The sequence below is a fragment of the Mumia sp. zg.B21 genome, from assembly GCF_019550855.1.
In the GTDB taxonomy this organism is placed as follows: Bacteria; Actinomycetota; Actinomycetes; order Propionibacteriales; family Nocardioidaceae; genus Mumia.
The window spans coordinates 204710-229479 of sequence record NZ_JAHWCJ010000004.1 but is presented as its reverse complement, the minus strand read 5'-3'; the positions used below and the strand labels follow the sequence as shown (position 1 = coordinate 229479).

Sequence of the window (24770 nt, the reverse complement as noted above, 5' to 3'; positions counted from 1 at the left end):
GCGGCCGTGCCCGACTCGACCGCTGCCAGGCCCGATCGCCCGACCCTCGCGGAGTATCGTGCGGTCGCCCAGCCACCCGAGGTGCGCGCCAGGCGCAGCGCCGAGCACTGGGTCGCCGACCTCTACCTGAGAGACATCTCGCCCTACGTCAGCCGTCCGCTGGTGCGCCTCGGTCTCAGTGCCAATGCGGTGACGGGTCTGATGATCCTGAGCGGCTGGTTCGCCGCGGGGTCCTTGCTCGTCCCCGGCATCGTCGGAGTGGTGCTCGCCGTCCTCTTCGGACAGCTCCAGATGCTGCTCGACTGCGCCGACGGCGAGGTCGCGAGGTGGCGTCAGACGTTCTCCCCCGCGGGAGTCTTCCTCGACAAGATCGGCCACTACACGACCGAGTCGCTGATCCCCATCGCGCTCGGCGTACGAGCGGCCGGCGGCTTCCCCGACCTCGACGACCACTACGGGTGGACGACGCTCGGTGCGCTGCTCGCGGTGATCATCCTGCTCAACAAATCGCTCAACGACTTCGTGCACGTCTCCCGGGCCTTCGCCGGCCTCCCCCGGGTGCCTGACAGCGCCGAGGCCTCGGCACCCCGGCCGGGCGTCGTCGCGCGTCTGCGCCGGGTCGCCCGCTTCGTCCCGTTCCACCGCCTCTACCACTCCGTCGAGCTGACCCTGCTCGCCCTCGTCGCCGCGGTGGTCGATCTCGTCGCGGGCGACGCCTGGGGCGGCCTGGCCGGGACGCGCACCCTCGTCGTCGTGCTCGTGCCCCTCGCGCTGGCCGCGGTCGTCGGCCACTTCCTGGCGATCATGGCGTCCTCCCGGCTTCGCGCTCCCGCGCCGTGACGGGCGGCGAACGCCGGTGCGACCGGCGGTAGAGTGACCGGCGTGCATCGGATCCGCCGCCTCGCCTCTGTCGCGCGCCGAGGCGTCGCGACGGTGCGCAACCGCCTCGACCGCGGGGCGTTCACCGCTCGTTGCAACACCGACCCGGCTGCCCTCGACGCGCCGATCGTCCTCTACTTCGCCGACGGCCCGGAGAACCTCTACCAGCTGCACCAGTGGGACCGCGTCCTCGCCGCGCTGCCCTGGCCGGTGGCCGTGGTGGTCGCCCGACCCGACACGGGACGGCGGGTTCTCGAGGAGACGGCGTTCCCCGTCTACTTCGCGCCAGGATCCTCGTACCTCGAGGACCTCGTCGGTCGAGGCGCCGTCAGGGTCGTGCTCTACGTCAACCATCTCCCCCTCAACTTCCGCATGCTGCGGTTCGCACGACCCGTGCACGTCCACCTCGGGCACGGTGAGAGCGACAAGGACTCGAGCGTCACCAACCAGAACAAGGCGTACGACCGCGTCCTCGTCGCCGGTCCTGCGGCGCGCGAACGCATCACCGGAGCGCTCCGGGAGTTCGACGCGACGACGCACGTCCGCGAGGTGGGCCGCCCGCAGCTCGACCTCGACTACCCGGGGGCGCCGTCCTGGCCGGCCGACGGCAGTGTCCGCGTGCTCTACGCGCCGACGTGGGAGGGTGACCGGGCGAGCATGGCCTACGGGTCCGTGGCTTCCCACGGGGTGGCGCTCGTGGCCTCGCTGGTGGCCGACCCCCGCTACCGGGTGATCTACCGTCCGCACCCGCGCAGCGGCGTGCAGGACACCGCGTACGCTGCCGCGGACCGCGAGATCCGCGCCCTGCTCGCCGACCACGGAGACCGTCACCTGGTCGACACCGGGCCGTACGGCTGGCAGTGGTCGTTCGCCGACGTGTGCGTGACCGACCTGTCGTCGGTGGCCTACGACTGGCTCGCCACAGGCAAGCCGATGGTCGTCACCGTCCCGAGCGAGCCCCGGACGACCCTCCCAGCGTCGCGGTTCCTGGACGAGGTGCCACGACTGTCGGCTGAGGATGCGCCCCGGACCGCGGAGCTGCTCGACCGCCCGTGGCCTCGCGAGCGGATGCACGCGCTGTCGTTCCACTACTTCGGCGAGACGGCCGACGGGGCGAGCACACGCCGCTTCACCGACGCGCTCGACGAGGCCCTCAGACTCGCTGACGAGCCGGTCGGACCACCCTCCGCGCCTTCGACCTGATCCGGTCGGCCAGCGCACGGGAGCGTCCGACCCCGACGACGGGCTCTCCGACGGGCGGCGGGAACGTCTTGCGGGCGATCCGTTCGTCGAACGCCTGGGCACCCGCGGCCTGACCGGGATCGAACACGTGCGAGAGGCCGTGGGAGTGGAGGAAGGCGGAGTAGCGATCGAAGCGCTCGGCGTGGCCGGCCGTCATCGGGGTCCAGTCCGCCTCGGCGTACAGGGCCGCCGCATCCACACCGTCGACGTCCACGTCGATGCGACGGTGCGGGATCTGGTGGTAGCGCGCCAGCTCCAGGGTGCGGGCGTCGTGGGCGAGGACGTAGGCCGGCGTGCCCGCGAGGAGGGCCGCGATGTTGCCATGGATCCGCGTGCCGTACGAGAACGGGTACGTTGCGAGCGCCTCCATCCACGTCGTCGCGTCCAGCGGGAACCGGGTCCGGCCCTCGGCGATCAGAGGATGGTCGGCGTGGATCGGCAAGCGCTCATCGATGACCGTGCGATCGCTGCTGCCCTCGAGCAGGAGCCCGAGGGTCTTGATGTCCTGGGCGAAGTAGACCAGTCCCGGGTAGCGCGCGACCTGGTCCTCGACGACAGGCGCCATCTTGGGGAGGTACGGCGAGAGGTTGAAGGCGACCGGCCCACGGGGGTCGAGCGGCCGCGTCGAGCGGCGCAGCGGGAGCTGGTCGCCGTGGAGGAACATCGACGGACAGCCGATGACCTCGACATGGTCGGAGCCGAAGCCGAGCCCTTCGAGATACTCGGCGGTCCACTCACCACGGACGCCGATCGACGGCGAGTGCTCGAGCACCGCCCGGACGAACCGGGTGACCGACTCGCCGACCTGCCGAGGGGCCCTCACGCGCTCCCCCACCGCCGACTGCACCCCGACCCCGACCACGGTGACGGGGATCTCGAGCTTCTCGATCGTCTCGCTGATCGCGTCGAGGTTGGGCAGGAACCGTTTGCGGAAGGCGTTCGCCAGCGGGATCACGACGTGGTCGTACCGCTCGGCGATCTCCTCAGGGCTCAGCGTGCGTGCACGGTTGAGACGCGCCACGTCGACCGACGACCCCGGCACGGACAGCGTCCGCTGGACCGCATAGCTGAAGACGAGGTTGCCCACGTTGTCACCGACCAGGTTGCGCGCGAGGACCCGTGCCGCGGACGGCGTGGTGAACGGGTTCCGGTGAGCCCGCAGCAGCAAGCGCGTCATTTGTCTCCTAGGTTAGTCGACTAACTTGTGAGAAAGCCTACCCCCCAGGCACCGTGCATCGTCACCATGGCCACCGGGAGCCGCCGGCGCGCCTGCGGATCCAGGTCACGGCCCTCCCACAGCGCCGCGGCCGTGACCCCCGCCAGGTAACCTGCGGGGGCCGCGAAGCCGAGGAGCAGCCACGGCGTCGTGAAGAGGCCCGCCACTCCTGCCGCGAGGCCCAGGCCCGAGGCCACGACGACCGCCGGAGGCGCGAGATAGCGTACGGAGGCTGTCTCCGGGTGCTCCTTGATCACGCGACGCCGCCAGCCGCCCGTGCGGTACTGCTGCGTGGCGAAGGCCTTCCAGGTCTCCCTCGGATGGTACGTGACGGCCACGTCGGGCAAGAACCAGACGATCTCGCCGTTCTCACGCAGCCGGTGGTTCAGCTCCCAGTCCTGAGCCCGGACGAAGCGCTCGTCGTAACCACCCACCTTCTCGAGCGCGCTGCGGCGGAAGGCACCGAGATACACGGTGAGCTGCTGGCCGGGCTCGCCGCCGGTGTGGAAGGCAGCACCGCCGATCCCGAACCGGGAGGACATCGTCCGAGCGACCGCACGGCCGAACGCGCTGTGACCGACCGGGTGCATGCGGCCCCCGACGTTGGCCGCGCCGGTGGTCACCAGTGCCGAGACCACGCGTTCGAGGTAGTCCGGCGGGAAGAGGGCGTGCCCGTCGGCGCGGACGAGCCACTCGTGCCGCGCGGCGGCGACCGCGGCGTTGAGACCGTGCGGGGTGAGGCCCGTCGGGTTGTCCACCACCGTCACCGTGGGGTGCCTCGACGCGAGCTCGTCCGCGATCTCGCGCGTCCGGTCCTCCGACGGACCCACCGCGACGACGACCTCGACCTCTCCGTCGTAGTCCTGCGCCAGGATCCGCTCGACGCACTCGGCCAGGTCACGCTCCTCGTTGCGTACGGCCATGAAGACCGAGACCGGCGGCATCGACGTCGCACGCTCGGGGATCAGGGTCTCGTCCGTGGTCATCGCAGTCCTTCGTCGAGGGGCCCGGCGTCGACGAGACGCCGCGCTCTGGTCAGGAACCCGTCGGCGTACGAGCCGGCAGGGAAGTCACCGAGGTAGTACGTCCGCGTCTTCTGGCGGTCTGCGGCGAGCGGGTCGTCACCCAGCATGGCGTCGAGCGCCTCCTCGACGTTGGACAGCGCGCCGTCCACGACGTACGCGGCCCGCGCCGCCGGGGCGTCCGTCCGGAGCTGCTCGGGCGACCTGCCGACCGAGATCATCGCGAACGGCTTGCCGGACTGCAGGTAGTCCGAGACGACCGCGGAGACGTCGGCGACCATCGCGTCGGAGGCGTTGAAGCAGTCGACCAGCGACATCGCCTCCTCCGCGGCCGGACCCCAGACGTGCTGGCGACCGGTGCGAGCACGATCGGCGTCGAGCAGCGCGCCGATCTTCGTGATCATCCGCTCGGCGTCGGGGAAGCGGTAGTTGAACGGGTGCGACCGGAAGATCACCCGCGCACCGCGCTCGAGCAGGGCGGAGACGATCTCCTTGCCGCGAGGGAGGGAGTAGACCTCGGAGTCGGCGTACGGACCCCTCCAGGTCGGTGCGTAGAGGACGGTGAGGTCCTCCAGCGAGTCGACGGGGCCGCGTGCGGGCGTGATGTCCTCGACCTGGGGCCGGCCGACGATCTCGAACTTCTCCCGCGGGATCTCCACGCCGTGGCGCGCGTACCGGTCGATCCCCGCCTGCCCCGCAGTGAAGATACGGTCGTAGATCGCGTGGACCGGGTTGTAGCACGCGGGCTTCTCCGAGTCGCCGTGGTTGAGCCAGACGTGCACCATCTGGCGACGCTCGAGGAAGTGGGTGTTGTTGGGAGCGTTGTTGACGTAGAACGACGCCCGCATGCTCGGGACGACGACCTCCTGGAGGCTCCTGATCGTCGGCCGGTGGACCACCGGCGCGTCGGTGAGGCCCCCGATCGCCCGGAACATCCCGAGGTTGCGGGTGACCACCACGAAGGGTCGACCGATCCGTTCGAAATACGGCATCCACATCCCGAGCTGGTACTGCGCGCCCACGTTGGACCCGAAGTAGACGGCGAACTCGGGGGCGACACCCTCCAAGGTCGCGTACAGGCGGTCCTCGGCGTCGACGCACCGGTGGACCCGCCGCAGGCCCGTGACCAGGGCGACCACCGTGGCGGCAGCGACGACGAGGGCGAGCAGCACGAGCGCAGCGGTCAGCCCGGCCATCCCAGCGAGCCAGGCGAGGGCGAGGGCAGCCACGTCCACCACGCCGACCGTGCCCCGCGAGACGATCTCTCGTGTGTCGACGCGCAGCGACGGCAGGTTGCGCGCCTCGAGACCGACCCGCTCCCAGCAGTCGAAGATCGTGGTCTCGACCGCGGTCGCCGCGCCGATCACCGCCAGGCTCACCGCCACCGCCCAGGACGCGCCGTGCCAGTCGAACCATCCGACGAGCAGCGCGAGCACGAGGAGGAGCCGCGAGAGCTGGAGGGTGCCAGCGATCTCCGGATAGTTGCGGTTGCCCGGTCGGGCCCGACGGTGCAGCACCACGAAGAGAGCCAGGGTCACCAGTGCGCCGGCCAGCGGGAGGACTCGTGAGGTCCCGACGAGGGTGGCCACGAAGGTCAGGAGCGCCAGGCCGCCCGTCACGACGTCGCGAGCGGCCACGGCGAGCTGGCGACGGACAGCTCCGAGTGTCAGCCTGACGCCGGCGTCCTCCGTCTCCCCCTCGGCAGCCTCACCTCCCAACGACGAGACGCGCGGGTGGTCGATGATCTCGCGGGCACGCTCGACGAAGACGTCGGAATATCCCTCTGCCGGGAAGTCACCCAGGTAGTCCGCACGGACCGCGCGGCGTTCGAGCGCGAGCGGATCGCTGCCGAGCATCGCGTCGAGCGCCTGAGGGAGGGTGGAGGCGTCCCCCTCGATGACGTACGAGGCACCGGCGATCGGGTAGTGAGCGACGAAGTCACGACCGTTCTCGGTCATCGCGGTCATCGCGAACGGCTTGCCCGAGAACAACCAGTCCACCACGACGCTCGAGACGTCGGACACCATCGCGTCGGCGGCGTTGATGCAGTCGAAGACCGACATCTCGCGCTCGGCCCGGTGGCCGTAGACGTGCTGGCGCCCGGTGCGCTCAGCGTCCTCGCGCAGCATCTGGTGGATGGTCCGGATCGTCTCGGTGTCGGTCTCGAAGCGGTAGCTGAACGGGTGCGGCCGGAAGACGACCGTCGCCTCCCTCTCGAGCAGCGCCGCGACGATCTCGGTGCCGATGGGCAGGGAGTGGTACGCGGTCTCGTCCACGTGCCCGCGCCACGTCGGCGCGTACAAGACGGTGGGGTCGGCGGGAACCGGGCCCTCGACCTGCCGGACACCCTCGACCTGCGGTCGGCCGACGACGTCGAAGGTGTCGCGCGGGATGGCCACCCCGTGGGCCGCGTAGCGGCGGACGGCCGCCTCGCCTGCGGCGAAGATGCGGTCGTACATGGCGTGGGTCGGGTTGTACGACGTCGGCTTGTCGGAGTCGCCGTGCCCCAGGAAGACGTGGGTGATCTGGTGGTGGCGGACGAAGATGCTGTTGCCCGACGACGCGTTGACGTAGAAAGCGGTGGTCAGCGACGGGACGACCAGGTCGTCCAGATCGCGCGATCCGTGTCGCATGACCACGGGAAGGTCGGTGTGCTGAGCGAGGAGCTCGGCCGGGTAGTTGTGGCGCGTGACGACCAGCAGTCGTCGGCCCGTCCGCTGGAGGTACGGGAGCCACATGGTGACCTGGTGCGTGCCGTCGTCGGGCCAGGCGGTGTAGACGATCGCCTGGGGCGCGTAGGCCTCGACGGCCGCCGGGAGGTCGGCCTCGATGCGCCGGCCGGCACGCATCCGCGCCACGGCGTTGATCCCCATGATCACGTCGGGCAGGGCGGCGACGAGCGTCACCGCTGCCCACCACCACGCGGACAGGCCCAGCCCCGCGGCGATCGCGCCGAACGCCAGCGCGCCGAGGTGGGCCCCTGTGGCGGCGGCCTCGAGGTCGATCTGCTTGGGCGCTGGTGTGAGTCCGGGGACGTTGGCCACGAAGGTCACGCGATACTGACGGGCCTGGCTCAGGACGGGCTCGAGGACGACGATCCCGATGCTCGTCAGCGCCGCGAGCGAGGCGACCCAGGCCGAGGAGTCACCCCACGCGACGAAGCAGACGGTGACCGCAGCGCCGAGGGCGCCGCGCAGCGCGCCGTCGTGCCCGAGGAGCAGCCGCTCCACGGTGGGCGGCAGGTCGTCTCGTCGCACGAAGCGCCACGCGTCGAAGCCGAGCGCGGCCACCACGGCCAGGAGGACCGCGACGACGACGGCGTGGACGGCGCCGGTCAGCGCGGCCGCCGTCGCTACGGTGATCGCCGCCGCACTGCCGATCTCGGTCGCGGTATCGCCCGCGCGGGCGGCCGTGACGCGCCCTGCCTCCGGCGGCGCCAGGCCTGCGTCAGCCATTCGTGATCGCCGCGGGGCCGTTCTCGCGCCGGATGTCGATCACGTGCCCGGTCTGCTCTGAGAGGAGCACGTCCAGCGACTGCCGCGCCACCTCTTCGGACGACAGGAGGGTGCCGGCCGGCTCGTCACCGAAGGCCTTGGTCCGCATCGGCGTGCCGGTGCGCTCGGGGTTGACGCAGTTCACGCGGACCTGCCCCGCCCACTCGTCCGCGAGCGCCTGCGTCAGGTTGACCACGGCCGCCTTGGCCGACGAGTAGAGCGAGTATCCCGAGCGCCCGCGGGTGTAGGACGAGGAGGTGAACAACAGCAGCGAGCCGGACGTCTCGGCCAGGTGGGGATAGAACTCCTGGGCGATGAAGATCGGCCCGAGGTAGTTGACCTCGGTCGCGTTGTAGATGGTCTCCTCGCTCGTCTCCGACAACGGAGCGATCGGCAGGACCCCCGCGGTGTTGACGACGTAGTCGATCCGGCCGGTCTTGGCCAGGACCTCGGCAGCGGCCGCGTGGACCTCGTCGCGACGCTCGACGTGGGTGCCGGTCGCCGAGCGGGAGAAGGTGAAGACTGTCGCGCCGGCCCGCTCGGCGGTCTTGGCGATGTCGCCGCCGATCCCGTACGACCCGCCGAAGACCACCATCGTCTTGCCCTCGAGCGCCGCAGCCTGCTCCGACTCGGAGAGGGCGGCCGGGCGCTCGGCGGAGGCGAGCTGGAACAGCTTGTCGGCGATGTAGACGTCGATCGGCTCGGTGACCTTCATGTTGCGCTCGTGCCCGTCGACCACCGTGATCGGGACGTGGGGCGTGTAGCGCAGAACCACGGTGCAGTCGTCCGTCGCCACGAAGTCGGGGTCCTTGGCGGCCTCGGCGTACGCGGCCCGGATCACCGAGAGCCGGAAAGCCTGCGGGGTCTGTCCGCGCCGCAGCAGGTGCCGGGGCAGGACGTCGGCGATGGTGCCGGTGTCCTCGTGGACCGAGACGATCGTGTCGGCCGACGGGATCACCGTGTCGACGGCTTCGTACTCCTCGAGCGCCGTCACGACGTCCTCGATGATCGTCTGCGAGACGAGGGGGCGTACGGCGTCGTGGAGGAGGACGTTGCACTCGGTGTCGCCGAGGGCCGCCAGCGCCCGCTCCGTCGTGGCGTTGCGGGTCTCGGCGCCCTCGAGGATCGCGGTCACCTTGTCGTAGCCGCCGTTGCGGACGATGGCCCGCACGGGGTCCAGGTGACCCGGAGCCATCAGGACCAGGATCTCGTCGATCAGCGGCGACCTCTGCATGGATGCGATCGTGTGCTCGATGATCGGCTTGCCGGCGATCTTGATCAGCTGTTTCGGGATCGACAGCCCGACGCGCGTGCCGGTCCCGCCCGCCAGCACGACGGCCACGTTTCGCATCCTAGTCACGCCCAAGAGAGTAACTTGTGGCGCGAGGCCAGACCCGGAGGGTGTGCGTGGACCCGCGGGATATCGCGCGTACAGTAGCCGTGCGACACGGGGTCTGTCCCCGAGCGGGGCTAGGCTTCGGACGGAAAGGGACCGATGGTCGACTCGAGCTACACGCGGTCGCCCTGGGCGCGGACACGCGCAATCTGGGGCGCCCGCAAGATCTTTTTCCTGCTGGTACGCCGCGACCTGAAGGTCCGGTACGCCGACTCCGTCCTGGGATACGTCTGGACGGTCCTCGACCCGCTGCTGATGAGCCTGGTCTACTGGGCCGTCTTCTCGATGCTCTTCGAGAGAAACGTCCCCGGTGACGACCCCTACATCGTCTTCCTCCTCGCCGGCATGCTCCCGTGGCAGTGGTTCAACTCCACCGTGTCGCAGGGCGCCAAGGCGCTGCGCAGCTCTTCGCGCCTGATCCGGTCGACCAACCTGCCACGCGAGATCTGGGTGCTGCGGGTGGTGGCCTCCAACGCCGTCGAGTACTTCTTCGCGCTCCCCGTCCTCGCCGGCTTCCTCATCGCCTTCCAGGTCCCGCTCCACTGGAACATGCTGATCACGCTGCCCCTGGCGTTCGTGCTGATGAGCGTGCTGCTCTCCGGCATCGGACTCGCGCTCAGCGTGCTCACCGTGCTGGTGCCAGACCTCAACCGGATCGTCGCGATCTTCCTGCGACTGTTCTTCTACGCCTCGCCGGTCCTGTACTCGACGACACGGCTGCCGGAAGAGATCCGGTGGGTGTACGTCGCGAACCCGGTCGCCGACCTCCTCCAGCTCTTCCGCGCGGGGATCTTCCCGCAATACCTCAACTGGCTCCACGTCGGATACGCGGCAGCAGTCTCGCTGCTCGTCCTCGCGCTCGGCTGGTGGGTCTTCGCCCGCCTCGAGCGCACGGTCCTCAAGGAACTCTAGGCATGACCGAACCCATCATCTCCGTCCAGGACGTCTCCGTCCGGTTCCACCGGTCACGACGCCACCGCAGCATCCGTGACCTCGTCTTCCGGGGCGAGGGCGGGGTGCGCGCTGGGGAGTTCTGGGGTCTGCGCCACATCTCCTTCGACGTCCAGCCGGGCGAGGCGATCGGTGTCGTCGGTCGCAACGGTCAGGGCAAGTCGACCCTCCTCAAGACCATCGCCGGGGTCCTCATCCCCGACGAGGGGCGCGCGGTCATCAACGGCGGTGTGGCACCGCTCATCGAGATCACCGGCGGTTTCGTGGGTGACCTCACGGTCCGCGACAACATCTATCTCGCGGCCGGCCTCCACGGCATGAAGAAGAAGGAGATCAACGCGTCGTTCGACGAGATCGTCGAGTTCGCCGAGATCGAGAACTTCGTCGACACCCCGTACAAGCACCTGTCGTCCGGCATGAAGGTCCGCGTGGCCTTCAGTGTCGTGTCGCGCCTCGAGGAGCCGATCCTGCTCGTGGACGAGGTGCTGGCCGTCGGTGACCGTGCGTTCCGCGAGAAGTGCTTCGAGCGCATCGACGAGATGCTCGCCGACGGCCGGACGCTGTTCATGGTGTCGCACAGCGAGGCGAACCTGACCCGCTTCTGCAGCCGCGGCCTCTATCTCCGCGAGGGCAAGCTGATCAAGGACGGCCCGATCGACAAGGTGGTCGAGGACTACTTCAGCGACTCCGGCAACGAGGCTGCCCTGCGACGCCGCCACGAACGCCGGATGCGTCGGATGCGCAACCTCGGTCTCCTGCAGGACGGCGACAGCGACAGCGACGAGGACGACGACGACGGTCAGACCGAGGGCCGGCGCGTCGGCTGACGCCGGTCAGACGACCGGCGGGCGGCCTCGTCGCGTCATCGCAGCGATGGTCCGCCATCGCATCGGACGCCTCGGGCCCGGGTCGCCGCGCCACCCCTCGGACCACCCGGCGAACCATGGCCGCAGCGCCGCGCGTCCCGACGCCGTCCGCGCACCGCGCAGCACCGCCACGGCCGTCCAGGTCGCGACGTACGCCCAGGTGAACGGCCACGGCAGGTTCCGGCGCGCCAGCCACACACGGTTGCGCGCGTTCAGCCGGTAGTAGAAGTCGTGCCGCGCCGGGTCGATCGCCGGGTGGGCGCACCGCAGGTCCCCTCGGTACCAGACCTCGTACCCCGCGTCCCACACCCGCCATGCGAGCTCGATGCCCTCGTGCGCGTAGAAGTACTCGTCGCCCCAGCCGCCCGCGGCGTCGAAGGCTGCTCGCCGGACGACCAGCACGCCCTCCCACAGCGAGAACGCGGGCGAGGAACGGCGCGGGTCGCCCTTGCGCATCCGGGGGATCCACCGCGTCGGCGCCTCCTCCCCCGGGCTCTCGACGCGAGGCTGGACCACCCCCAGCCGCCGGTCGTCCGCGAACAGCTCCGAAGCCCTCGCGAGGAAGTCCGGGTCGACCAGGCGCGCGTCGTCGTCGACGAAGAGCAGCAGGTCGCCCGTGACGTGGGGCACACCGGCGTTGCGGCCCGCCGGGATCCCGAGGTTCTCCGGGAGCGCGAGCGTCGCGACGCCCTCGGGCAGGTCGACCGGAGCCCATCCGTTGCCGACGCACACCACGTCGACGTCGACCCCCTGCTGGGCCAGCACCGAGTCGATCGCGGCGCGGAGGTCGTCAGGGCGCTTGCCCTGGGTCAGGATGACGGCTCCGACACGGGGGCGTACGGCGGTGGTCACGCGAGCCACCGTACCCGCGGGCCTCAGGGAGGCTCGCTGCCGGTCAGGACGCGACAGCGTCGCCGTACGTCACGGCGAGCCGCCCCGCGGGTGCGACGTCGACGATCAGCGCAGAGGCCCGGACGGCGAGCTGGCCCGAGGTGTGGAGGATCCGGAAGCGCCCGCCCCGTCCACGGCTGAGCTCGACGACCTCGGGCAGGTCCGTGGGGCGTCGGCGCAGCCGCTCGCGCCACGACGGACGCCAGACCGGCACTCGGACGCCGTCGAACGTGAGCACGACGTGGACGGGCACGTCCCCGAGCGGCGAGGAGTCCTCCGAGATCGCCAGCGACACCGACAGCTGCGGCGTCATCCCGCCGTGGAAGGAGACGTGCTGGAGCCGCGAACCAGGGATGCGGGCAAGGATGTCGCCCGCCCACAACCCGTATCCGCGCGCCCGGTCGGAGAGTGTCACGGGCCGTCGCATGAACGCATCACAGCACATCGAGCGGTCACGCTCGCGCTGCCACGCGGGCTCACCGACCCGCCAGCATGTCCTCGAACGAGGACGTCAGGGTGAAGGGATCGGCTGCCGGAGGCGCCTCCCGTGCCGCGACAAGCGCTGCCAGCTCGCCGCCCGCCCGCTCGATCCGTTCCTGCAGAGGACCGGTCGCGCCGTCCGCCCCGCCCCAGTCCTCGGCCGCGGCGAACACCGCGGTCGGCACGACGACCGCGCGCAGGTAGGCGAACAGCGGCCGCAGGGCATGCTCGAGGGCGAGCGAGTGGCGTGCGGTCCCGGCGGTGGCCGCGATCAGGACCGGCTTGGCCGCCAGTGCGTCCTTCTCGAGGACGTCGATGAACGACTTGAACAGCCCTGAGTACGAGGCCGTGAAGATCGGCGTGGCGACGACGAGACCGTCTGCGGCGACGACATCGTCGATCACGGTCTGCAGCCCTGCCGGGGCGAACCCCGTCAGCATCGCGTCGGCGATGTCGTGCGCGTGCTCGCGGAGCCCGTGCACCCGCACATCGGCGTCGATGCCTCGGGTGAGCAGTCCGTCCCGGACGGCCTGCGTGAGCCGGTCGGCGAGCAGTCGCGTCGAGGACGGATCGCTCAGACCGGCACTGACGACGGTGATCGTGCGGCTGGTCATACGGTCGCCTCCTCGGTGCTCTCCTGGACGGACGTCCCGGTGACGTCGTCGCCGTCGGCATGGACGGTGGCGTCGTGGCCGCCGCCGGCAGCGGCCACCAGCGACGCGTGGGTGGGTGCGTCGGGGACGTGGTCGGGCTTGAGCGCCGCGAACTCCTTGCGGAGGACAGGCACGACCTCCTCGCCGAGGAGGTCGAGCTGCTCGAGGACCGTCTTGAGCGGCAGGCCCGCGTGGTCCATGAGGAACAGCTGGCGCTGGTAGTCGCCGACGTACTCCCTGAACCCGAGCGTCCGCTCGATCACCTGCGCGGGACTGCCGACGGTCAGCGGCGTCTCGCGGGTGAAGTCCTCCATGCTCGGCCCGTGCCCGTAGACGGGTGCGTTGTCGAAGTACGGTCGGAACTCGTCGACGGCCTCCTGGCTGTTCTTGCGCATGAAGACCTGTCCACCGAGACCCACGATGGCCTGGTCGGCGGTCCCGTGTCCGTAGTGCTCGAACCGCTGACGGTAGAAGGCGATCATCCGCTCGGTGTGGCTCGCGGGCCAGAAGATGTGGTTCGCGAAGAAGCCGTCACCGTAGTACGCGGCCTGCTCGGCGATCTCGGGACTGCGGATCGATCCGTGCCAGACGAAGGGCGGCACCCCGTCGAGCGGGCGCGGCGTCGAGGTGAAGCCCTGCAGCGGCGTACGGAACTTGCCTTCCCAGTCCACGACGTCCTCGGTCCACAGGCGTCGCAGCAGGTGGTAGTTCTCGATCGCGAGCTCGATGCCCTGCCGGATGTCCTTGCCGAACCACGGATAGACCGGGCCGGTGTTGCCGCGGCCCATCATCAGGTCGTTGCGGCCGTCGGAGAGGTGCTGCAGCGTCGCGTAGTCCTCGGCGATCCGGACGGGATCGGTCGTCGTGATGAGCGTCGTCGACGTCGAGAGGATCAACCTCTCGGTCTGTGCGGCGATGTAGGCCAGCGTCGTGGTCGGCGCGGACGGGATGAAGGGCGGGTTGTGGTGCTGCCCGGTGGCGAAGACGTCCAGTCCCACCTCCTCGGCCTTCGTGGCGATCGCGACGGTCGCCTTGATCCGCTCGTGCTCGGTCGGTGTCCGGCCCGTCGTGGGGTCGGTCGTGACGTCACCGACGGTGAAGATCCCGAACTGCATCGTGTCCTCGTCTCCGACCGCGTCTGCGGTCTCACACCAAAGTAGTGCACAGTTCAACTAAATGACAACGCGCGCTATTCCCCTACCGTGGGTGGATGGCGACAGACTCCGCGCTGGATGCGCTGCGATCCATGCTTCTCGACCGCGTCGACCGCACCGACGAGCTGGTCGACGACCTCACGGACGACCTCCCGACACCGATCGGCACCTACCGCCCGGACGGCGAGGCCAACACCGTCTGCTGGCTGCTCTGGCACCAGGCACGCGTGCTCGACGACCACGGCGCGGATCTCGCGGGCACGCTCCAGGTCTGGACCGACGGCGGATGGTACGACGAGCTGCGCCTCCCCTTCACGAAGGAGGCCACCGGGTACGGCCAGTCCGCCGACGAGGTGGCCCAGGTCGTCGCGAGCGGCGGACAGCTCGCCGGCTACCACCACGACGTCACCGCGCGGGTGCGCGACTACCTCGCAGCGGTGGACGTGGCCGAGCTCGAGCGCGTCGTCGACCGACGGTGGGACCCGCCGGTCACGGCGGCGGTCCGGATCGTCAGCATGCTCGACGACAGCGTCCAGCACCTCGGCCAGGCGGCATACGTCCGCGGCCTGGCCGAGCGTGCAGGTCTCGGCGACGAGTGACCGTCAGGCCGTGTCGATCAGCACGATCGGGTCTGCCGTCGGCTCCTTGGAGCCGCCGGCCGGCTCGACGCTGATCGCGACCGCGGTGACGCCCGAGACGTCCTCCATGACGTGCGCGCCTCTGCCACCCTGCTCATCGCGTGGCAGCACGCCGGCGCTGTGCATCGTGCCGTCGCTCTGGGTCCACATCTGGTAGTCGTACCCGTCGGCGAGCTTCGGCAGGTCGGCGACGACCATGACGGCCTTCGCGAGATCGGCCGACTGCACCACGCTCACCGTTCCGCCACCCGCGACCGGCGCCGACACCATCGCGGCGTCGGGGGCCGAGAGGACCTCGGTGATCGCGGCCTGCTGCGCCTCGATCTGGTCGGCCTGGTCGCGCTGGGACACCCCGAAGACCGCGGCACCGACCACGAGGGCGAGCGCGGCCGCGGCGACGAGCACGCGGGTGGGCCAGCCCTTCAGCCGGCGCCGGCGTCCGCCGAGCTCCACGACCACCGGACGCTCCTGCGGCGTCCGAGCGATCGCGTCGAGGACGCCCTGCCGCAGGTGCGGAGGCGCCACGACCTCCTCGGCGGCACCGAGCCGAGCGGCGGTCACGAGGAACCCTCCGACCTCCTCAGCGCAGTCGGAGCACCGGCTGAGGTGAGCCTCGTACGCCTCGCGCTCCTCGGTGTCGAGGGCGTCGAGGGCGTAGGCACCGGCGAGGTTGTGGGGGTCCGTGGTCATGCCGTCACCCCCAGGCAGTCGCGCAGCCGGATCAGGCCGTCGCGCAGTCGTGTCTTCACCGTCGCCGGATTCGCCTCCAGCATCACCGCAACCTGGGCGTAGGTGTGGCCCTGATAGTAGGCCAGTCCCACGGCCTCTCGCTGCAAGTCTGTCAACGTGCCGAGGCAGCGACGAACCTGTTCGTGCTCCAGCCGCACGGTCACCTCGTCGGCGACCTGGTCGTACGCCGGACCACCGGACCAGTCGTACCGCGCGTCCCGGTCGGCCGCCGCCTGGTCGTGGCGGACGGCGTCGACGGCCCGCCGGTGGGCCAGGGTGAGCACCCACGACCGCGCCCGGCCCCGGCCGGCGTCGAAGTTCGGCGCCTTCTGCCACACCTGCAAGAACACCTCCTGCGTCACCTCCTCCGAGCGGACCGGGTCGCGCAGGACCCGGCGTACGAGACCGAAGACCGCCCCCGACAGGGCGTCGTAGACCGAACCGAAAGCGCCCTCGTCCCCCCGCGCGACACGCGCCATCAGGGCCTCGAGGTCGTCGGTCGCCGGTGGAGGGACCGCGTGCGGGTCCCCGCGTCGATCGTGCTCCGGATCTGGCATCCGTACTCCTGCGCTCGGGGGGTCTCACTGGTGATTCGTCACCGCCCACCACGTGGATGGTCCGTGGCCCGATCACATTCTCGCCCGTCGCGCCCATCCCTGTCGCGGGCGGCCGCGAAGCAGGAGCATGGTCCACCACCAAGCATCGCGCCAGGCGCTGGCAGCAGGGTCGGGCGTCCTCGCCGCCCTTGCCGGCACGGCGGCGGGTGCTGCGGTCGCGACCCTGACCGGTGGTCCCTCGCCGGTCGTGGCCGTCGGCAACGCCTTCGTCGCACGGACACCGGGGTGGCTGAAGGACTTCGCCGTGCGCCAGTTCGGGGAGGACGACAAGGCCGTCCTGCTGGCCGGGACCGCGGTCGTGCTGGTGCTGATCGCGGCAGGTGCCGGCTGGATCGGGCTGACTCACCCGAGGATCGCGGTCGGGCTCGTCGTGGTGACAGGCGTGCTCGCCGTGGCCGCGACCCTGGCGGACACCACGACGTCGGTTCCGCCGGACGTGGCGGTGCTGGCGCCGCTGGCGACGGTCGCCGTCGGCGTCGCCGCGCTGGTGGTGCTGCTCGCCCCCTTGCGCACCCCGTCGCCGCTGGGCCTACGTCGCGAGGACGACCTCCCGTCGGGGTTCGACCGGCGTGCGTTCCTGGTGGCAGCGCTCGGGACGGCGGCGGTCGCCACGGTCGGCGGAGGCGTGACGCGGCTCCTCGGGACGTCCGACGCTGCTGCGTCCCGGGCGACCGTGACGATCCCCCGGCCGATCGACGCCGCGGTGCCGGTGCCCGCAGGCGTCGACCCGCTGCGAGGCATCTCTCCGTACCTGACGGACAACCACGACTTCTACCGCGTCGACACGGCGCTCACGGTCCCCGACGTCCCCGCCGACACATGGCGGCTGCGGATCCACGGCGACGTCGACGAGGAGCTCGAGCTGACCTTCGCCGACCTGATCGCCGAGCCGCTGATCGAACGGCGCATCACCTTGACGTGCGTGTCCAACGAGGTCGGTGGAGAGTACGCGGGCAACGCGACGTGGATCGGCGTCCCCCTCGCAGGCCTGCTGCGGCGTGCCGGCGTGCGCGACGGCGCCGACGCGCTGAAGTCGACGAGCGCGGACGGCATGGTCATCGGCACTCCGCTCGAGGCGGTGCTCGACGGCCGCGACGCCATGGTCGCCGTCGCGATGAACGGCGATCCCCTCCCGCTCGAGCACGGCTTCCCCGCCCGGATGGTCATCCCCGGACTCTACGGCTACGTCTCCGCGACGAAGTGGCTCGTCGACCTCGAAGTCACGCGGTTCTCCGACTTCACGGCGTACTGGACCTCCCGCGACTGGGCCGAGCAGGCGCCGATCAAGCTCGCCTCCCGCATCGACGTCCCCCGAGGATTCCAGTCCTTCGAGTCCGGCGACGTGCGCGTCGGCGGTGTCGCGTGGGCACAGAACGTCGGGATCAGTGCCGTCGAGGTCCGCGTCGACGACGGCTCGTGGGAGCCCGCGCGGCTGGCGCCTGAGGACGGGATCGACACCTGGCGGCAGTGGACGTGGCGATGGGCCGACGCCACCTCCGGCGACCACACGCTCGCCGTCCGTGCCGTCGACGCCGACGGCAACACCCAGACCTCCGACCGCGCTGACCCGCGTCCGGACGGCTCCACCGGCTGGCACAGCGTCCAGTTCTCGGTGGAGTGATCACACCATCGAAGGAAAAGGAAAAGATGATGCGCACCACCACACGCAGGACCCGCTTCATGGCGACGGCGGCGCTGCTCGCCTCGCTCACGCTCGTCACCACCGCGTGCGGCGGTGACGACTCCGACTCGAGCTCCAGCGACTCGACGTCGAGCGCCTCGGCCTCGCCGTCGGAGTCGGCGACTGCCGACGACGCCGCGTCCGAGCTCGTCGGTCCCGGCTGCGCGGCATACGCCGAGCAGGTGCCGGACGGCCCCGGGTCGGTCGAGGGCATGTCCCAGGACCCGGTCGCGACGGCGGCAAGCAACAACCCGCTCCTGAAGACTCTCACCGCGGCCGTGAGCGGACAGCTCAACCCGGAGGTGAACCTCGTGGACACGCTCAACGGTGGTGAGTTCACGGTCTTCGCGCCGGTCGACGATGCGTTCGCGAAGCTGCCGAAGGACACCGTCGCGTCGCTGGGCACACCCGCCGGCGCCAAGACCCTCGAGTCGGTGCTGACGTACCACGTCGTTCCCGGCCAGCTGAGCCCCGACGAGGTCGTCGGCACTCACAAGACCGTGAACGGCGCCGAGGTGGAGGTCGCCGGCTCGCCCGACGCGCTGACGGCCGGTGCGGAGGGTGCCGCGGTGGTCTGTGGCGGCGTCAAGACCGCGAACGCCACCGTCTACCTCATCGACACGGTGCTCATGCCGCCGGCGTGACCTGAGGAGACCAGACCGCCCGCCGGCCCTCCCCCACGACTCGGGGGTGGGGAGGACCGACGGGCGGTCCGTCGCGTCCGCCCTCAGCCCGAGGAACCCCGCTCGGCCTCGGACCCGGGAGACTCCGGCAGGTGCAGGTAGCCGCCGAGCAGCCGGCGGAGCCGAGCGAGCGCGCGATCCTTGGCCGGCACCGGCGACTCCGGGTCGGTCGACGAGAGACCGCGGGATGCCTGGACGATGAGCGAGTCGATGTGCTCGGCGACCGCCTCCGGCTCGGGCTCGCCGAACTCGCTGAGCGCCTCGCGCAGCGGCACCTGGAGCTGGGCGTGGAACTCCGTCATCGGACCGGCCAGGACGTGCGGTTCCACGACCCGGCTCAGCGCCTGCGCGACGGCCTGCTCCGAGCTGGCGAAGAGGTCGACGTTGGCCTCGATGTAGGCCCATACGCGGCCGCTCGGCGTGGAGGCTTCCGCCACCCTGCCCAGGACCTTCCCGGCCCAGTCGGGGAACAGCTCCTCGACGAGGGCGCCCAGCAGCTCGTCAGCCGACGCGAAGTACTGGTACACGCTGCTTCGTGCGAGGCCCGCCCGGCGACCGACCTCGCCCATCGAGGGTGCCTCGCCGGTCTCGGCCAGGATGGTGTGCGCCGCGTCCAGGAGTGCCTGGCGCTGGCGAGCGTGGTGCTCGGCCACCGTCGGCGCCGCGATCCGTGGCATGTCACTCCTTCAGCAGTGTCGGAACCTCCGACGATCCCATCAGACCGACTCGGCGACGACGGGCCCGAGTCGGCCGTCGACCATCTCGAGGACACGGTCGCAGTGGTGGAGGACGTCGTGGTCGTGGGTGACCATGATGCTCGCCACCCCGTGCTCGTGCGCCTCCCGGGCCAGCAGTCCCACCACCTCCTGGCTGCGACGGCGGTCGAGGGCCGCGGTCGGCTCGTCGACGAGGAGGACCTCGGGGCGGGTGACGAGCGCGCGGGCGATCCCGACGCGTTGCCGCTCCCCGCCGGAGAGCTCGTGCGGACGGCGCCGCGCCTTGTGCTCCATGCCGACCTCGGCCAGGAGCTCACGCGGGTCGCGGGCGTCGGCGACCTTGCCGAACGTCAACGGCAGTCGGACCTGGTCGAGGCTGGTGAGCGCCGGGACCAGGTTGCCGCTCTGGAAGACGAAACCGATCCGCTGGCGACGTACGCGCGTGAGCTCACGCGGTGACGCGGTCGTGAGGTCGACGTCGCCGAGGCGGACCTGGCCGGAGGTCGGCGTGGTGAGTGCGCCGGCCACCGCGAGGAGGCTCGACTTGCCGGAGCCCGAAGGTCCGACCACGGCCACGAGCTCGCCCTCGGCGACCTCGATGCTGACCGAGTCCAGGGCTCGGACCGTCTCGTCACCGTCTCCGTGCAGGAGCGTGACGTCGGACAAGGACAGGACGGCGGTCATCGGCTGCCTCCCAGGGCAGTGAGGGGATCGATGCGGGTGAGGCGCACGACGGCGACCGCGGCGCCGGCGAGACCCAGCACGAGCAGCAGCACCGTGGCACCGATGACCGGACCGGCCTCGAGGGCGAACGGCATGGACGTCGTCGCGAGAGCGGCGCCGGCGGCCAGGCCGATGCCGATGCCGATGCCGGCGGAGGCGACGAGCAGGACGATGGACTGCATCAGGCTGTCGCGCAGAAGGTAGCCGGTGCTCGCCCCGAGCGCGCGGAGCACGGCGATCTCCTGTCGCCGCTGGATCGTCAGCACGGTGAAGAAGGCACCGACGACGAGCGCGGAGATGGCATAGAGGAAGCCCTGGATCAGCTGGAGCGTCGAGGTCTCGGCGGTGTAGCCCGGAGAGCCGCCGTACGACTCCTCGCGGGTCAGCGAGGTGGTGCCTGCCGCCTCGTCACCTGCGGCCAGGTCGACCTCGGCGCCGTCCTCGGCCTTGACCGCGACAGCGGTGAACTCGTCGTAGACCCGGTCGGGCACGGCGTCACCGGCGCGGACGCCCGCGCGGATCTCCTGCCACGTCTCGAGCGGGAGGTAGCCGATGTCGACGTGGCCGAAGGTGTGCTGGTCGGCGAGCACGCCGACGACCTTCAGCTCGGTGCCTGAGGGTTGCAGCACGACGGTGTCGCCGATCTCCACCCCCTCCTCGGCGGCGGTCCCGCTCACGACGACCTCCCCCTCACCGGCGATGGGTGAGCCCTCTGCCACGTCGGGATCGAGGAAGGATCCGACCTCGACACCGAACAACGCAAGGTCGATCTCGAGACCCTTGTCGGTGCGGGCGTTGACCAGCGTGTTGCCGAACGGCTCGGCCTCGGCGACGCCGTCCTGCTTCGACCAGGACTCGACCGCGTTCTCGCCGACCACGCTGCGAGAGAAGGCGGAGTCCTTGGAGACGTCCTTCTGGAAGGCGAAGGAGGTCACCGGCATCCGCTGGAGACCGGAGACACCGTCGTTGGCGAGCCCGACCGAGAGGCCGCTGAGGAGCACCATCAGGATGGCGATGAGCGCGACGACGGCTCCCATCAGAGCGAAGCGACCGCGGGCGAAGACGAGTTCACGAAGGGCTAGGAACATCAGGACCGACCGTCCTGGCAGTTAAGCGACACCATGTCGACATGATACCAACAGCATGTCGGCAAACCCCCGCAGGCTACTCCTTGTCCGCGGCGGCCCGCTTCTTCTGCTTCTTGAAGTCACGGACCTTCTGCAACGAGTCGGCGTCGATGACGTCGGCGACCGACCTGTAGCCCTCCAGGGCGTAGTCCCCGGCCACCCCCTCCCAGCCCTCCGGCCGTACGCCCAGCTGCTTGGCGAGCAGCGCGATGAAGATCTGGGCCTTCTGCCGGCCGAAGCCCGGCAGCTCCTGGACCCGTGCGATCAGCTCCTTGCCCGTGGTCGGCTCGGTCCACAGGCGGGTCACGTCGCCGCCGTACCTCGACTCGACCAGGGCCGCGAGCGCCTGCAGCCGCGCGGCCATCGACCCGGGGAACCGGTGGATCGCCGGCGGCTCGCTGCACAGCTCCTTGAACGCCTCAGGGTCGGCGGCGGCGATCGCGGCCGGCTCGAGAGTGCCGAACCGGCTCAGCACCTTCCAGCCGCCGCGGAAGGCGTGCTCCATCCCGTACTGCTGGTCGAGCATCATCCCGACCACGACGGCGAAGGGGTGCTGGTCGAGGACGTCGTCGGCTTCGGGCAGCCCGGTCATCTGGAAGGACATGCCCCCATCCTCTCTCATCAGAACGGATGGCCCGCCGACGCGACGGCGCGTACGGCGGTGGCCCGGCCGGCGCCGTACGCTGAGACATGCCCGCCCCAGTACGTCTCGCCACCGCGGTCGCTGCACTCCCCCTGCACCCCGACAGCGACGTGCTCGAGGTCGGCGGCGGCGGCGGGGTGGCGGCGAAGCTCGTGCTCGAACGCCTGGGTCCGGACGGAAGCTATCTCGGCGTGGACCGCTCGCCGGTTGCGGAGGAACGCACTCGGCGGCGCTGCGAGGCGACCTCGGGCGACGCCCGCTGGGACGTCGTCCGCGGATCGGTCGAGGACGTCGCCCCGAGCCTTCTCGAGGCCTCGCGCGACCTCGTCTTCGCCGTGAACGTCAACCTCTTCTGGACCGGCGACGCTGCCGAGCCCAGCCGCGCCCTACGGCGGCTGCTGCGGCCCGGCGGCTCGTTCTGGCTGTTCTACGAGACGCCCTCGGGCTCGGTCGCCCGCAGGGTCGCCGACGCGGTCGTCGCCTCGCTGCGCGGCGGGGGCTTCGACGTGGTGACCGCGTTCGCCTCGGGTCCGCGGCTCGCGGGCTTCACCGCCACCTGCCAACGAGACCGGCAGTCATGACGCGGCGACCGACGGACGTGTCCGTCGGTCGCGCGTCAGACGGTCATTCGTGGATCGGGCGCGGGATGCTGCGGTTGGCGATCCGGTTCTCGGCCTCCACCATCCACGCGAGCTGCTCGATGCGCTCGAGAACGGCGTGGAGGAGATCGGCCGTCGTCGGGTCCTCCTCGTCGACGGCGTCGTGGATGCGCCGCGCTGTCGCGGCGACCGCGTGGAGCGCGCTCGTGATCAGGTCGACCGTCTCGCCGGTGTCGACCTCGTCGGACGGGAACTCCGGCAGGCTGCTCTGCTTGGCCACCGTCGCTGCCCGACCGTCCGGCGTCACGTAGATCGCCCTCATCCGCTCGGCGACGTCGTCGGAGAACTGACGTGCGGCCGCCACGATCTCGTCGAGCTGGAGATGGAGGTCGCGGAAGTTCTTGCCGACCACGTTCCAGTGCGCCTGCTTCCCCTGGATGTGGAGGTCGATCAGATCGACGTGGATCTGCTGGAGGTGGTCGGCCATCTGCTTCGACGCGCGGTACGGGGCATCCACCGTGGTGCTGTCGCCGCGGCTCATCGTCTTGCCCATGCTTCCTCCTACGTCATCGCTTGTGCTGGCCCTCCCAGGCAAGCACGGATGCGAGGACCTTTCCACCGGTGTGGCCCACGTCTCGTCAACCCGCCAGGCCCGTCACCACGAGCAGGGCGGCCACCGCGACGACCGTGACACCGGTCGTGATCAGTCCCGGGGCCAGGCGGAGCATCTGTGGCGGCCCCACGCCGCGGTCGCGGCGGGCCTCTGCCGACCAACGAGCCGCGAGCACGAGGAGCCCGACGACGACCAGCAGGAGTGCGAGGAGGTCCCAGGCGATCGCCCGGCCACCGACCTCGACGACCGGCAACACGCGGTCGATCCAGGCGAACGGCGCCCGGACGGCAGCGTCGGCACCGGAGAGGCAGCCCACCAGGACGGCGAGAATGCCGACGAGAGCGACCAGACCGGCCCCCTTGTCGCTCCACCATCCGCGACGGATCAGCGCCCGCTCCTGCTTCCAGCCCTCGTCGGTGTCGGGGAAGCGGCGGCGCTGGGCGAACTGGCCGTCCCACCACCGGTTGCGACGCCAGATCGTGGCCTTCACACGGGCGGGATCCAGCGCGCGGACCGAGCGCCGATGCGTGTGCCGCTGGGCTCGCGACACCACCTCCACAGCCGCCCGGTCGTACCCCCGGGCGTGGGCGGCCTCGAGCTCGACCGCGAGACGGCCGTTGTCCAGCAGCCGCTGGAGACCGTCGGGAGGGAGCGAAGCAGCCGCTGGCGCGGGGACGGCGACCGTCTGCGGCGGGGAGGTCACGCTCCGCGGACGGGGCGCGGCCGGTGTCACGACAGGCGCGACCACCGGCCGGGGCTCGGGCGGCCGAGGCGCCGTCGGCTTGGCGACCGGCCGCTCCTCGTCCGGGGCCAGCCGTGCGAGCTCGGCGACCACCTCCTCCATCGGAGGACGGTCGCCCGGTGAGACCGCGGTCGCCGAGCGCACGAGAGGGGCCAGCGCGTCAGGAACACCCCGCAGGTCGATCCGGCCCTCGGCCACGGCGCTCAGCGTCGCCGCGTCGTCTCCTCGCGGGAACGGGGTGCGACCGGAGGACGCGAACGCGACGAGCAGGCCGAGACCGTACACGTCCGTGGCCGCGGTGGCCCGGTCCCCGGTCAACCGCTCGGGCGCCGCCCACGCGACCGAGCCCACCATCTCGCCAGTCGAGGTGAGGTCGTGGGTGTGGTCGCCCTTGGCGATGCCGACGTCGATCAGCGTGGCTCGTCTGCCGGCGAGGACGGCGTTGGCCGGCTTCACGTCACGGTGGACGTAGCCGAGAGCGTGGAGCCGCCCGAGCGAACGCCCGACGTCGAGCGCCGCCACCACGACGGTCGGGACAGCGAGCGGTCCGGCATGGCGTACGGCGTCACCCACCGTGACGCCCTCGAGGAGCTCCATCGCGAACCACGGGCGCGCGGCCTGCAGGTCTCCGTCGATGTAGCGGGGGAACCCGTTGCCGCCGAGCCGGTCGAGCAGCGCCGCCTCTCGGGCGAACCGCTCCCGCGCTCCCGACCCCTCGAACGTCAGCACCTTCACGGCGACGGGCGGACCGCCCGCGGCACTTCCGACGTACACGGCACCGAAGCCACCCGACCCGAGGAGCACCCGGAGCTGGTAGGGCCCGACAGCGGCCGAGGTGGGGTCGCGGGGAAGCGTGGCGCCCGTCGCGAGGTGCACCGTCGGGGCAGCGCCGTCCGCCCGAGGGTCCGGACCCTGGACCGTCGGGACGTGGTCCTCCGCGGTGTCGCCCGCTGCCATGTGCCCCTCTCAACCGTCGTCGATGCTCGTTCGAGCGTAACAACGAGGCGATCTCCGA

The 24770-nt window shown here is 70.9% G+C and carries 24 protein-coding genes; 8 read left to right on the top strand and 16 right to left on the bottom strand.

Annotated elements, in window-relative coordinates; genetic code table 11:
• Nucleotides 1–6: 6 nt before the first annotated feature.
• Nucleotides 7–840 (top strand): CDP-alcohol phosphatidyltransferase family protein, encoded by an 834-nt coding sequence (locus KV100_RS16355; protein WP_220344172.1) that lies wholly within the window; start codon nt 7–9, stop codon nt 838–840.
• A gap of 42 nt (nt 841–882) precedes the next feature.
• Complete coding sequence (locus KV100_RS16350; protein ID WP_220344171.1) at nt 883–2082, top strand: CDP-glycerol glycerophosphotransferase family protein; 1200 nt, start codon at nt 883–885, stop codon at nt 2080–2082.
• On the opposite strand, the gene KV100_RS16345 is transcribed toward KV100_RS16350, so the two are convergent.
• The 4 genes from KV100_RS16345 to KV100_RS16330 are packed head-to-tail and all read right to left on the bottom strand — an operon-like array spanning nt 2033 to nt 9204.
• Complete coding sequence (locus tag KV100_RS16345; RefSeq protein WP_220344170.1) at nt 2033–3298, bottom strand: polysaccharide pyruvyl transferase family protein; 1266 nt, start codon at nt 3296–3298, stop codon at nt 2033–2035. The two genes, KV100_RS16350 and KV100_RS16345, sit on opposite strands and share 50 nt — an antisense overlap.
• A gap of 20 nt (nt 3299–3318) precedes the next feature.
• Entirely contained in the window at nt 3319–4323 is a 1005-nt protein-coding gene (locus KV100_RS16340; RefSeq protein ID WP_220344169.1) for a glycosyltransferase family 2 protein, read from the bottom strand.
• On the bottom strand, nt 4320–7814 hold the full coding sequence (locus KV100_RS16335) for a CDP-glycerol glycerophosphotransferase family protein (RefSeq protein ID WP_220344168.1): 3495 nt from the start codon (nt 7812–7814) through the stop codon (nt 4320–4322). The genes KV100_RS16340 and KV100_RS16335 overlap by 4 nt, the downstream gene beginning before the upstream one ends.
• Nucleotides 7807–9204 (bottom strand): bifunctional cytidylyltransferase/SDR family oxidoreductase, encoded by a 1398-nt coding sequence (locus KV100_RS16330; protein ID WP_255561041.1) that lies wholly within the window; start codon nt 9202–9204, stop codon nt 7807–7809. The genes KV100_RS16335 and KV100_RS16330 overlap by 8 nt, the downstream gene beginning before the upstream one ends.
• A gap of 144 nt (nt 9205–9348) precedes the next feature.
• On the opposite strand from KV100_RS16330, the gene KV100_RS16325 reads away from it, so the two are divergent.
• Together KV100_RS16325 and KV100_RS16320 are read left to right on the top strand one after the other, a co-directional pair.
• Nucleotides 9349–10161: an ABC transporter permease gene (locus KV100_RS16325; RefSeq protein WP_220344166.1), complete on the top strand. Its 813-nt coding sequence runs from the start codon at nt 9349–9351 to the stop codon at nt 10159–10161.
• A 2-nt stretch (nt 10162–10163) separates the two neighbouring features.
• Nucleotides 10164–11027 carry an ABC transporter ATP-binding protein gene (locus KV100_RS16320; protein ID WP_220344165.1) on the top strand — a complete coding sequence of 288 codons (864 nt, stop codon included), beginning with the start codon at nt 10164–10166 and terminating at the stop codon, nt 11025–11027.
• 6 nt (nt 11028–11033) lie between these two features.
• On the opposite strand, the gene KV100_RS16315 is transcribed toward KV100_RS16320, so the two are convergent.
• From KV100_RS16315 to KV100_RS16300, 4 genes are read right to left on the bottom strand one after another with little or no spacing between them, the layout of a single operon-like run.
• A complete protein-coding gene (locus KV100_RS16315) occupies nt 11034–11918 on the bottom strand; it encodes a glycosyltransferase (RefSeq protein WP_308290332.1) in 885 nt (294 codons plus the stop codon).
• 43 nt (nt 11919–11961) lie between these two features.
• Entirely contained in the window at nt 11962–12384 is a 423-nt protein-coding gene (locus KV100_RS16310; RefSeq protein WP_220344164.1) for a hypothetical protein, read from the bottom strand.
• 49 nt (nt 12385–12433) lie between these two features.
• Nucleotides 12434–13051 carry an FMN reductase gene (locus KV100_RS16305; protein WP_220344163.1) on the bottom strand — a complete coding sequence of 206 codons (618 nt, stop codon included), beginning with the start codon at nt 13049–13051 and terminating at the stop codon, nt 12434–12436.
• Nucleotides 13048–14205, bottom strand: a complete 1158-nt coding sequence (locus tag KV100_RS16300) for an LLM class flavin-dependent oxidoreductase (protein WP_220344161.1) — start codon at nt 14203–14205, stop codon at nt 13048–13050. Before KV100_RS16300 ends, KV100_RS16305 begins: the two co-directional genes overlap by 4 nt.
• A gap of 95 nt (nt 14206–14300) precedes the next feature.
• On the opposite strand from KV100_RS16300, the gene KV100_RS16295 reads away from it, so the two are divergent.
• A complete protein-coding gene (locus tag KV100_RS16295; protein WP_255560939.1) occupies nt 14301–14843 on the top strand; it encodes a DinB family protein in 543 nt (180 codons plus the stop codon).
• Between the two features lie 3 nt (nt 14844–14846).
• On the opposite strand, the gene KV100_RS16290 is transcribed toward KV100_RS16295, so the two are convergent.
• A complete protein-coding gene (locus KV100_RS16290) occupies nt 14847–15572 on the bottom strand; it encodes an anti-sigma factor domain-containing protein (protein WP_220344160.1) in 726 nt (241 codons plus the stop codon).
• The gene (gene sigK, locus KV100_RS16285) at nt 15569–16168 is read right to left on the bottom strand and encodes an ECF RNA polymerase sigma factor SigK (protein ID WP_220344159.1); all 600 of its coding nucleotides are present in this window, start codon (nt 16166–16168) and stop codon (nt 15569–15571) included. Before sigK ends, KV100_RS16290 begins: the two co-directional genes overlap by 4 nt.
• A 127-nt stretch (nt 16169–16295) precedes the next feature.
• On the opposite strand from sigK, the gene KV100_RS16280 reads away from it, so the two are divergent.
• Nucleotides 16296–17849 carry a molybdopterin-dependent oxidoreductase gene (locus KV100_RS16280; protein WP_220344158.1) on the top strand — a complete coding sequence of 518 codons (1554 nt, stop codon included), beginning with the start codon at nt 16296–16298 and terminating at the stop codon, nt 17847–17849.
• Nucleotides 17850–17878: 29 nt separating this feature from the next.
• Nucleotides 17879–18553, top strand: coding sequence for a fasciclin domain-containing protein (locus tag KV100_RS16275; RefSeq protein ID WP_308290330.1), 675 nt, complete (start codon nt 17879–17881; stop codon nt 18551–18553).
• An 83-nt stretch (nt 18554–18636) separates the two neighbouring features.
• On the opposite strand, the gene KV100_RS16270 is transcribed toward KV100_RS16275, so the two are convergent.
• From KV100_RS16270 to KV100_RS16255, 4 genes are all read right to left on the bottom strand, one after another.
• Entirely contained in the window at nt 18637–19269 is a 633-nt protein-coding gene (locus tag KV100_RS16270; RefSeq protein WP_220344156.1) for a TetR/AcrR family transcriptional regulator, read from the bottom strand.
• Nucleotides 19270–19308: 39 nt separating this feature from the next.
• Entirely contained in the window at nt 19309–19992 is a 684-nt protein-coding gene (locus tag KV100_RS16265) for an ABC transporter ATP-binding protein (protein WP_220344155.1), read from the bottom strand.
• Nucleotides 19989–21119: an FtsX-like permease family protein gene (locus tag KV100_RS16260; RefSeq protein ID WP_220344154.1), complete on the bottom strand. Its 1131-nt coding sequence runs from the start codon at nt 21117–21119 to the stop codon at nt 19989–19991. The genes KV100_RS16265 and KV100_RS16260 overlap by 4 nt, the downstream gene beginning before the upstream one ends.
• Before the next feature lie 76 nt (nt 21120–21195).
• Nucleotides 21196–21762 (bottom strand): HhH-GPD-type base excision DNA repair protein, encoded by a 567-nt coding sequence (locus tag KV100_RS16255; protein WP_220344153.1) that lies wholly within the window; start codon nt 21760–21762, stop codon nt 21196–21198.
• Nucleotides 21763–21848: 86 nt separating this feature from the next.
• Between KV100_RS16255 and KV100_RS16250 the strand changes: the two genes are divergently transcribed.
• The gene (locus tag KV100_RS16250) at nt 21849–22382 is read left to right on the top strand and encodes a methyltransferase domain-containing protein (RefSeq protein ID WP_220344152.1); all 534 of its coding nucleotides are present in this window, start codon (nt 21849–21851) and stop codon (nt 22380–22382) included.
• A 43-nt stretch (nt 22383–22425) separates the two neighbouring features.
• Here KV100_RS16250 and KV100_RS16245 read toward each other — a convergent pair whose 3' ends face one another.
• Nucleotides 22426–22953: a Dps family protein gene (locus tag KV100_RS16245; protein WP_220344150.1), complete on the bottom strand. Its 528-nt coding sequence runs from the start codon at nt 22951–22953 to the stop codon at nt 22426–22428.
• An 85-nt stretch (nt 22954–23038) separates the two neighbouring features.
• Nucleotides 23039–24712, bottom strand: coding sequence for a serine/threonine-protein kinase (locus KV100_RS16240; RefSeq protein WP_220344149.1), 1674 nt, complete (start codon nt 24710–24712; stop codon nt 23039–23041).
• Between the last annotated feature and the right edge of the window lie 58 nt (nt 24713–24770).

Excerpts from the sequence above, each read along its gene's own strand:
- KV100_RS16345 (WP_220344170.1), bottom strand. The coding sequence starts at position 3,298 with ATGACGCGCTTGCTGCTGCGGGCTCACCGGAACCCGTTCACCACGCCG.
- KV100_RS16340 (WP_220344169.1), bottom strand. The coding sequence starts at position 4,323 with ATGACCACGGACGAGACCCTGATCCCCGAGCGTGCGACGTCGATGCCG.
- KV100_RS16335 (WP_220344168.1), bottom strand. The coding sequence starts at position 7,814 with ATGGCTGACGCAGGCCTGGCGCCGCCGGAGGCAGGGCGCGTCACGGCC.
- KV100_RS16330 (WP_255561041.1), bottom strand. The coding sequence starts at position 9,204 with ATGCGAAACGTGGCCGTCGTGCTGGCGGGCGGGACCGGCACGCGCGTC.
- KV100_RS16325 (WP_220344166.1), top strand. The coding sequence starts at position 9,349 with ATGGTCGACTCGAGCTACACGCGGTCGCCCTGGGCGCGGACACGCGCA.
- KV100_RS16320 (WP_220344165.1), top strand. The coding sequence starts at position 10,164 with ATGACCGAACCCATCATCTCCGTCCAGGACGTCTCCGTCCGGTTCCAC.
- KV100_RS16310 (WP_220344164.1), bottom strand. The coding sequence starts at position 12,384 with ATGCGACGGCCCGTGACACTCTCCGACCGGGCGCGCGGATACGGGTTG.
- KV100_RS16305 (WP_220344163.1), bottom strand. The coding sequence starts at position 13,051 with ATGACCAGCCGCACGATCACCGTCGTCAGTGCCGGTCTGAGCGATCCG.
- KV100_RS16300 (WP_220344161.1), bottom strand. The coding sequence starts at position 14,205 with ATGCAGTTCGGGATCTTCACCGTCGGTGACGTCACGACCGACCCCACG.
- KV100_RS16295 (WP_255560939.1), top strand. The coding sequence starts at position 14,301 with ATGGCGACAGACTCCGCGCTGGATGCGCTGCGATCCATGCTTCTCGAC.
- KV100_RS16290 (WP_220344160.1), bottom strand. The coding sequence starts at position 15,572 with ATGACCACGGACCCCCACAACCTCGCCGGTGCCTACGCCCTCGACGCC.
- sigK (WP_220344159.1), bottom strand. The coding sequence starts at position 16,168 with ATGCCAGATCCGGAGCACGATCGACGCGGGGACCCGCACGCGGTCCCT.
- KV100_RS16280 (WP_220344158.1), top strand. The coding sequence starts at position 16,296 with ATGGTCCACCACCAAGCATCGCGCCAGGCGCTGGCAGCAGGGTCGGGC.
- KV100_RS16275 (WP_308290330.1), top strand. The coding sequence starts at position 17,879 with ATGCGCACCACCACACGCAGGACCCGCTTCATGGCGACGGCGGCGCTG.
- KV100_RS16270 (WP_220344156.1), bottom strand. The coding sequence starts at position 19,269 with ATGCCACGGATCGCGGCGCCGACGGTGGCCGAGCACCACGCTCGCCAG.
- KV100_RS16265 (WP_220344155.1), bottom strand. The coding sequence starts at position 19,992 with ATGACCGCCGTCCTGTCCTTGTCCGACGTCACGCTCCTGCACGGAGAC.
- KV100_RS16260 (WP_220344154.1), bottom strand. The coding sequence starts at position 21,119 with ATGTTCCTAGCCCTTCGTGAACTCGTCTTCGCCCGCGGTCGCTTCGCT.
- KV100_RS16255 (WP_220344153.1), bottom strand. The coding sequence starts at position 21,762 with ATGTCCTTCCAGATGACCGGGCTGCCCGAAGCCGACGACGTCCTCGAC.
- KV100_RS16250 (WP_220344152.1), top strand. The coding sequence starts at position 21,849 with ATGCCCGCCCCAGTACGTCTCGCCACCGCGGTCGCTGCACTCCCCCTG.
- KV100_RS16245 (WP_220344150.1), bottom strand. The coding sequence starts at position 22,953 with ATGGGCAAGACGATGAGCCGCGGCGACAGCACCACGGTGGATGCCCCG.
- KV100_RS16240 (WP_220344149.1), bottom strand. The coding sequence starts at position 24,712 with ATGGCAGCGGGCGACACCGCGGAGGACCACGTCCCGACGGTCCAGGGT.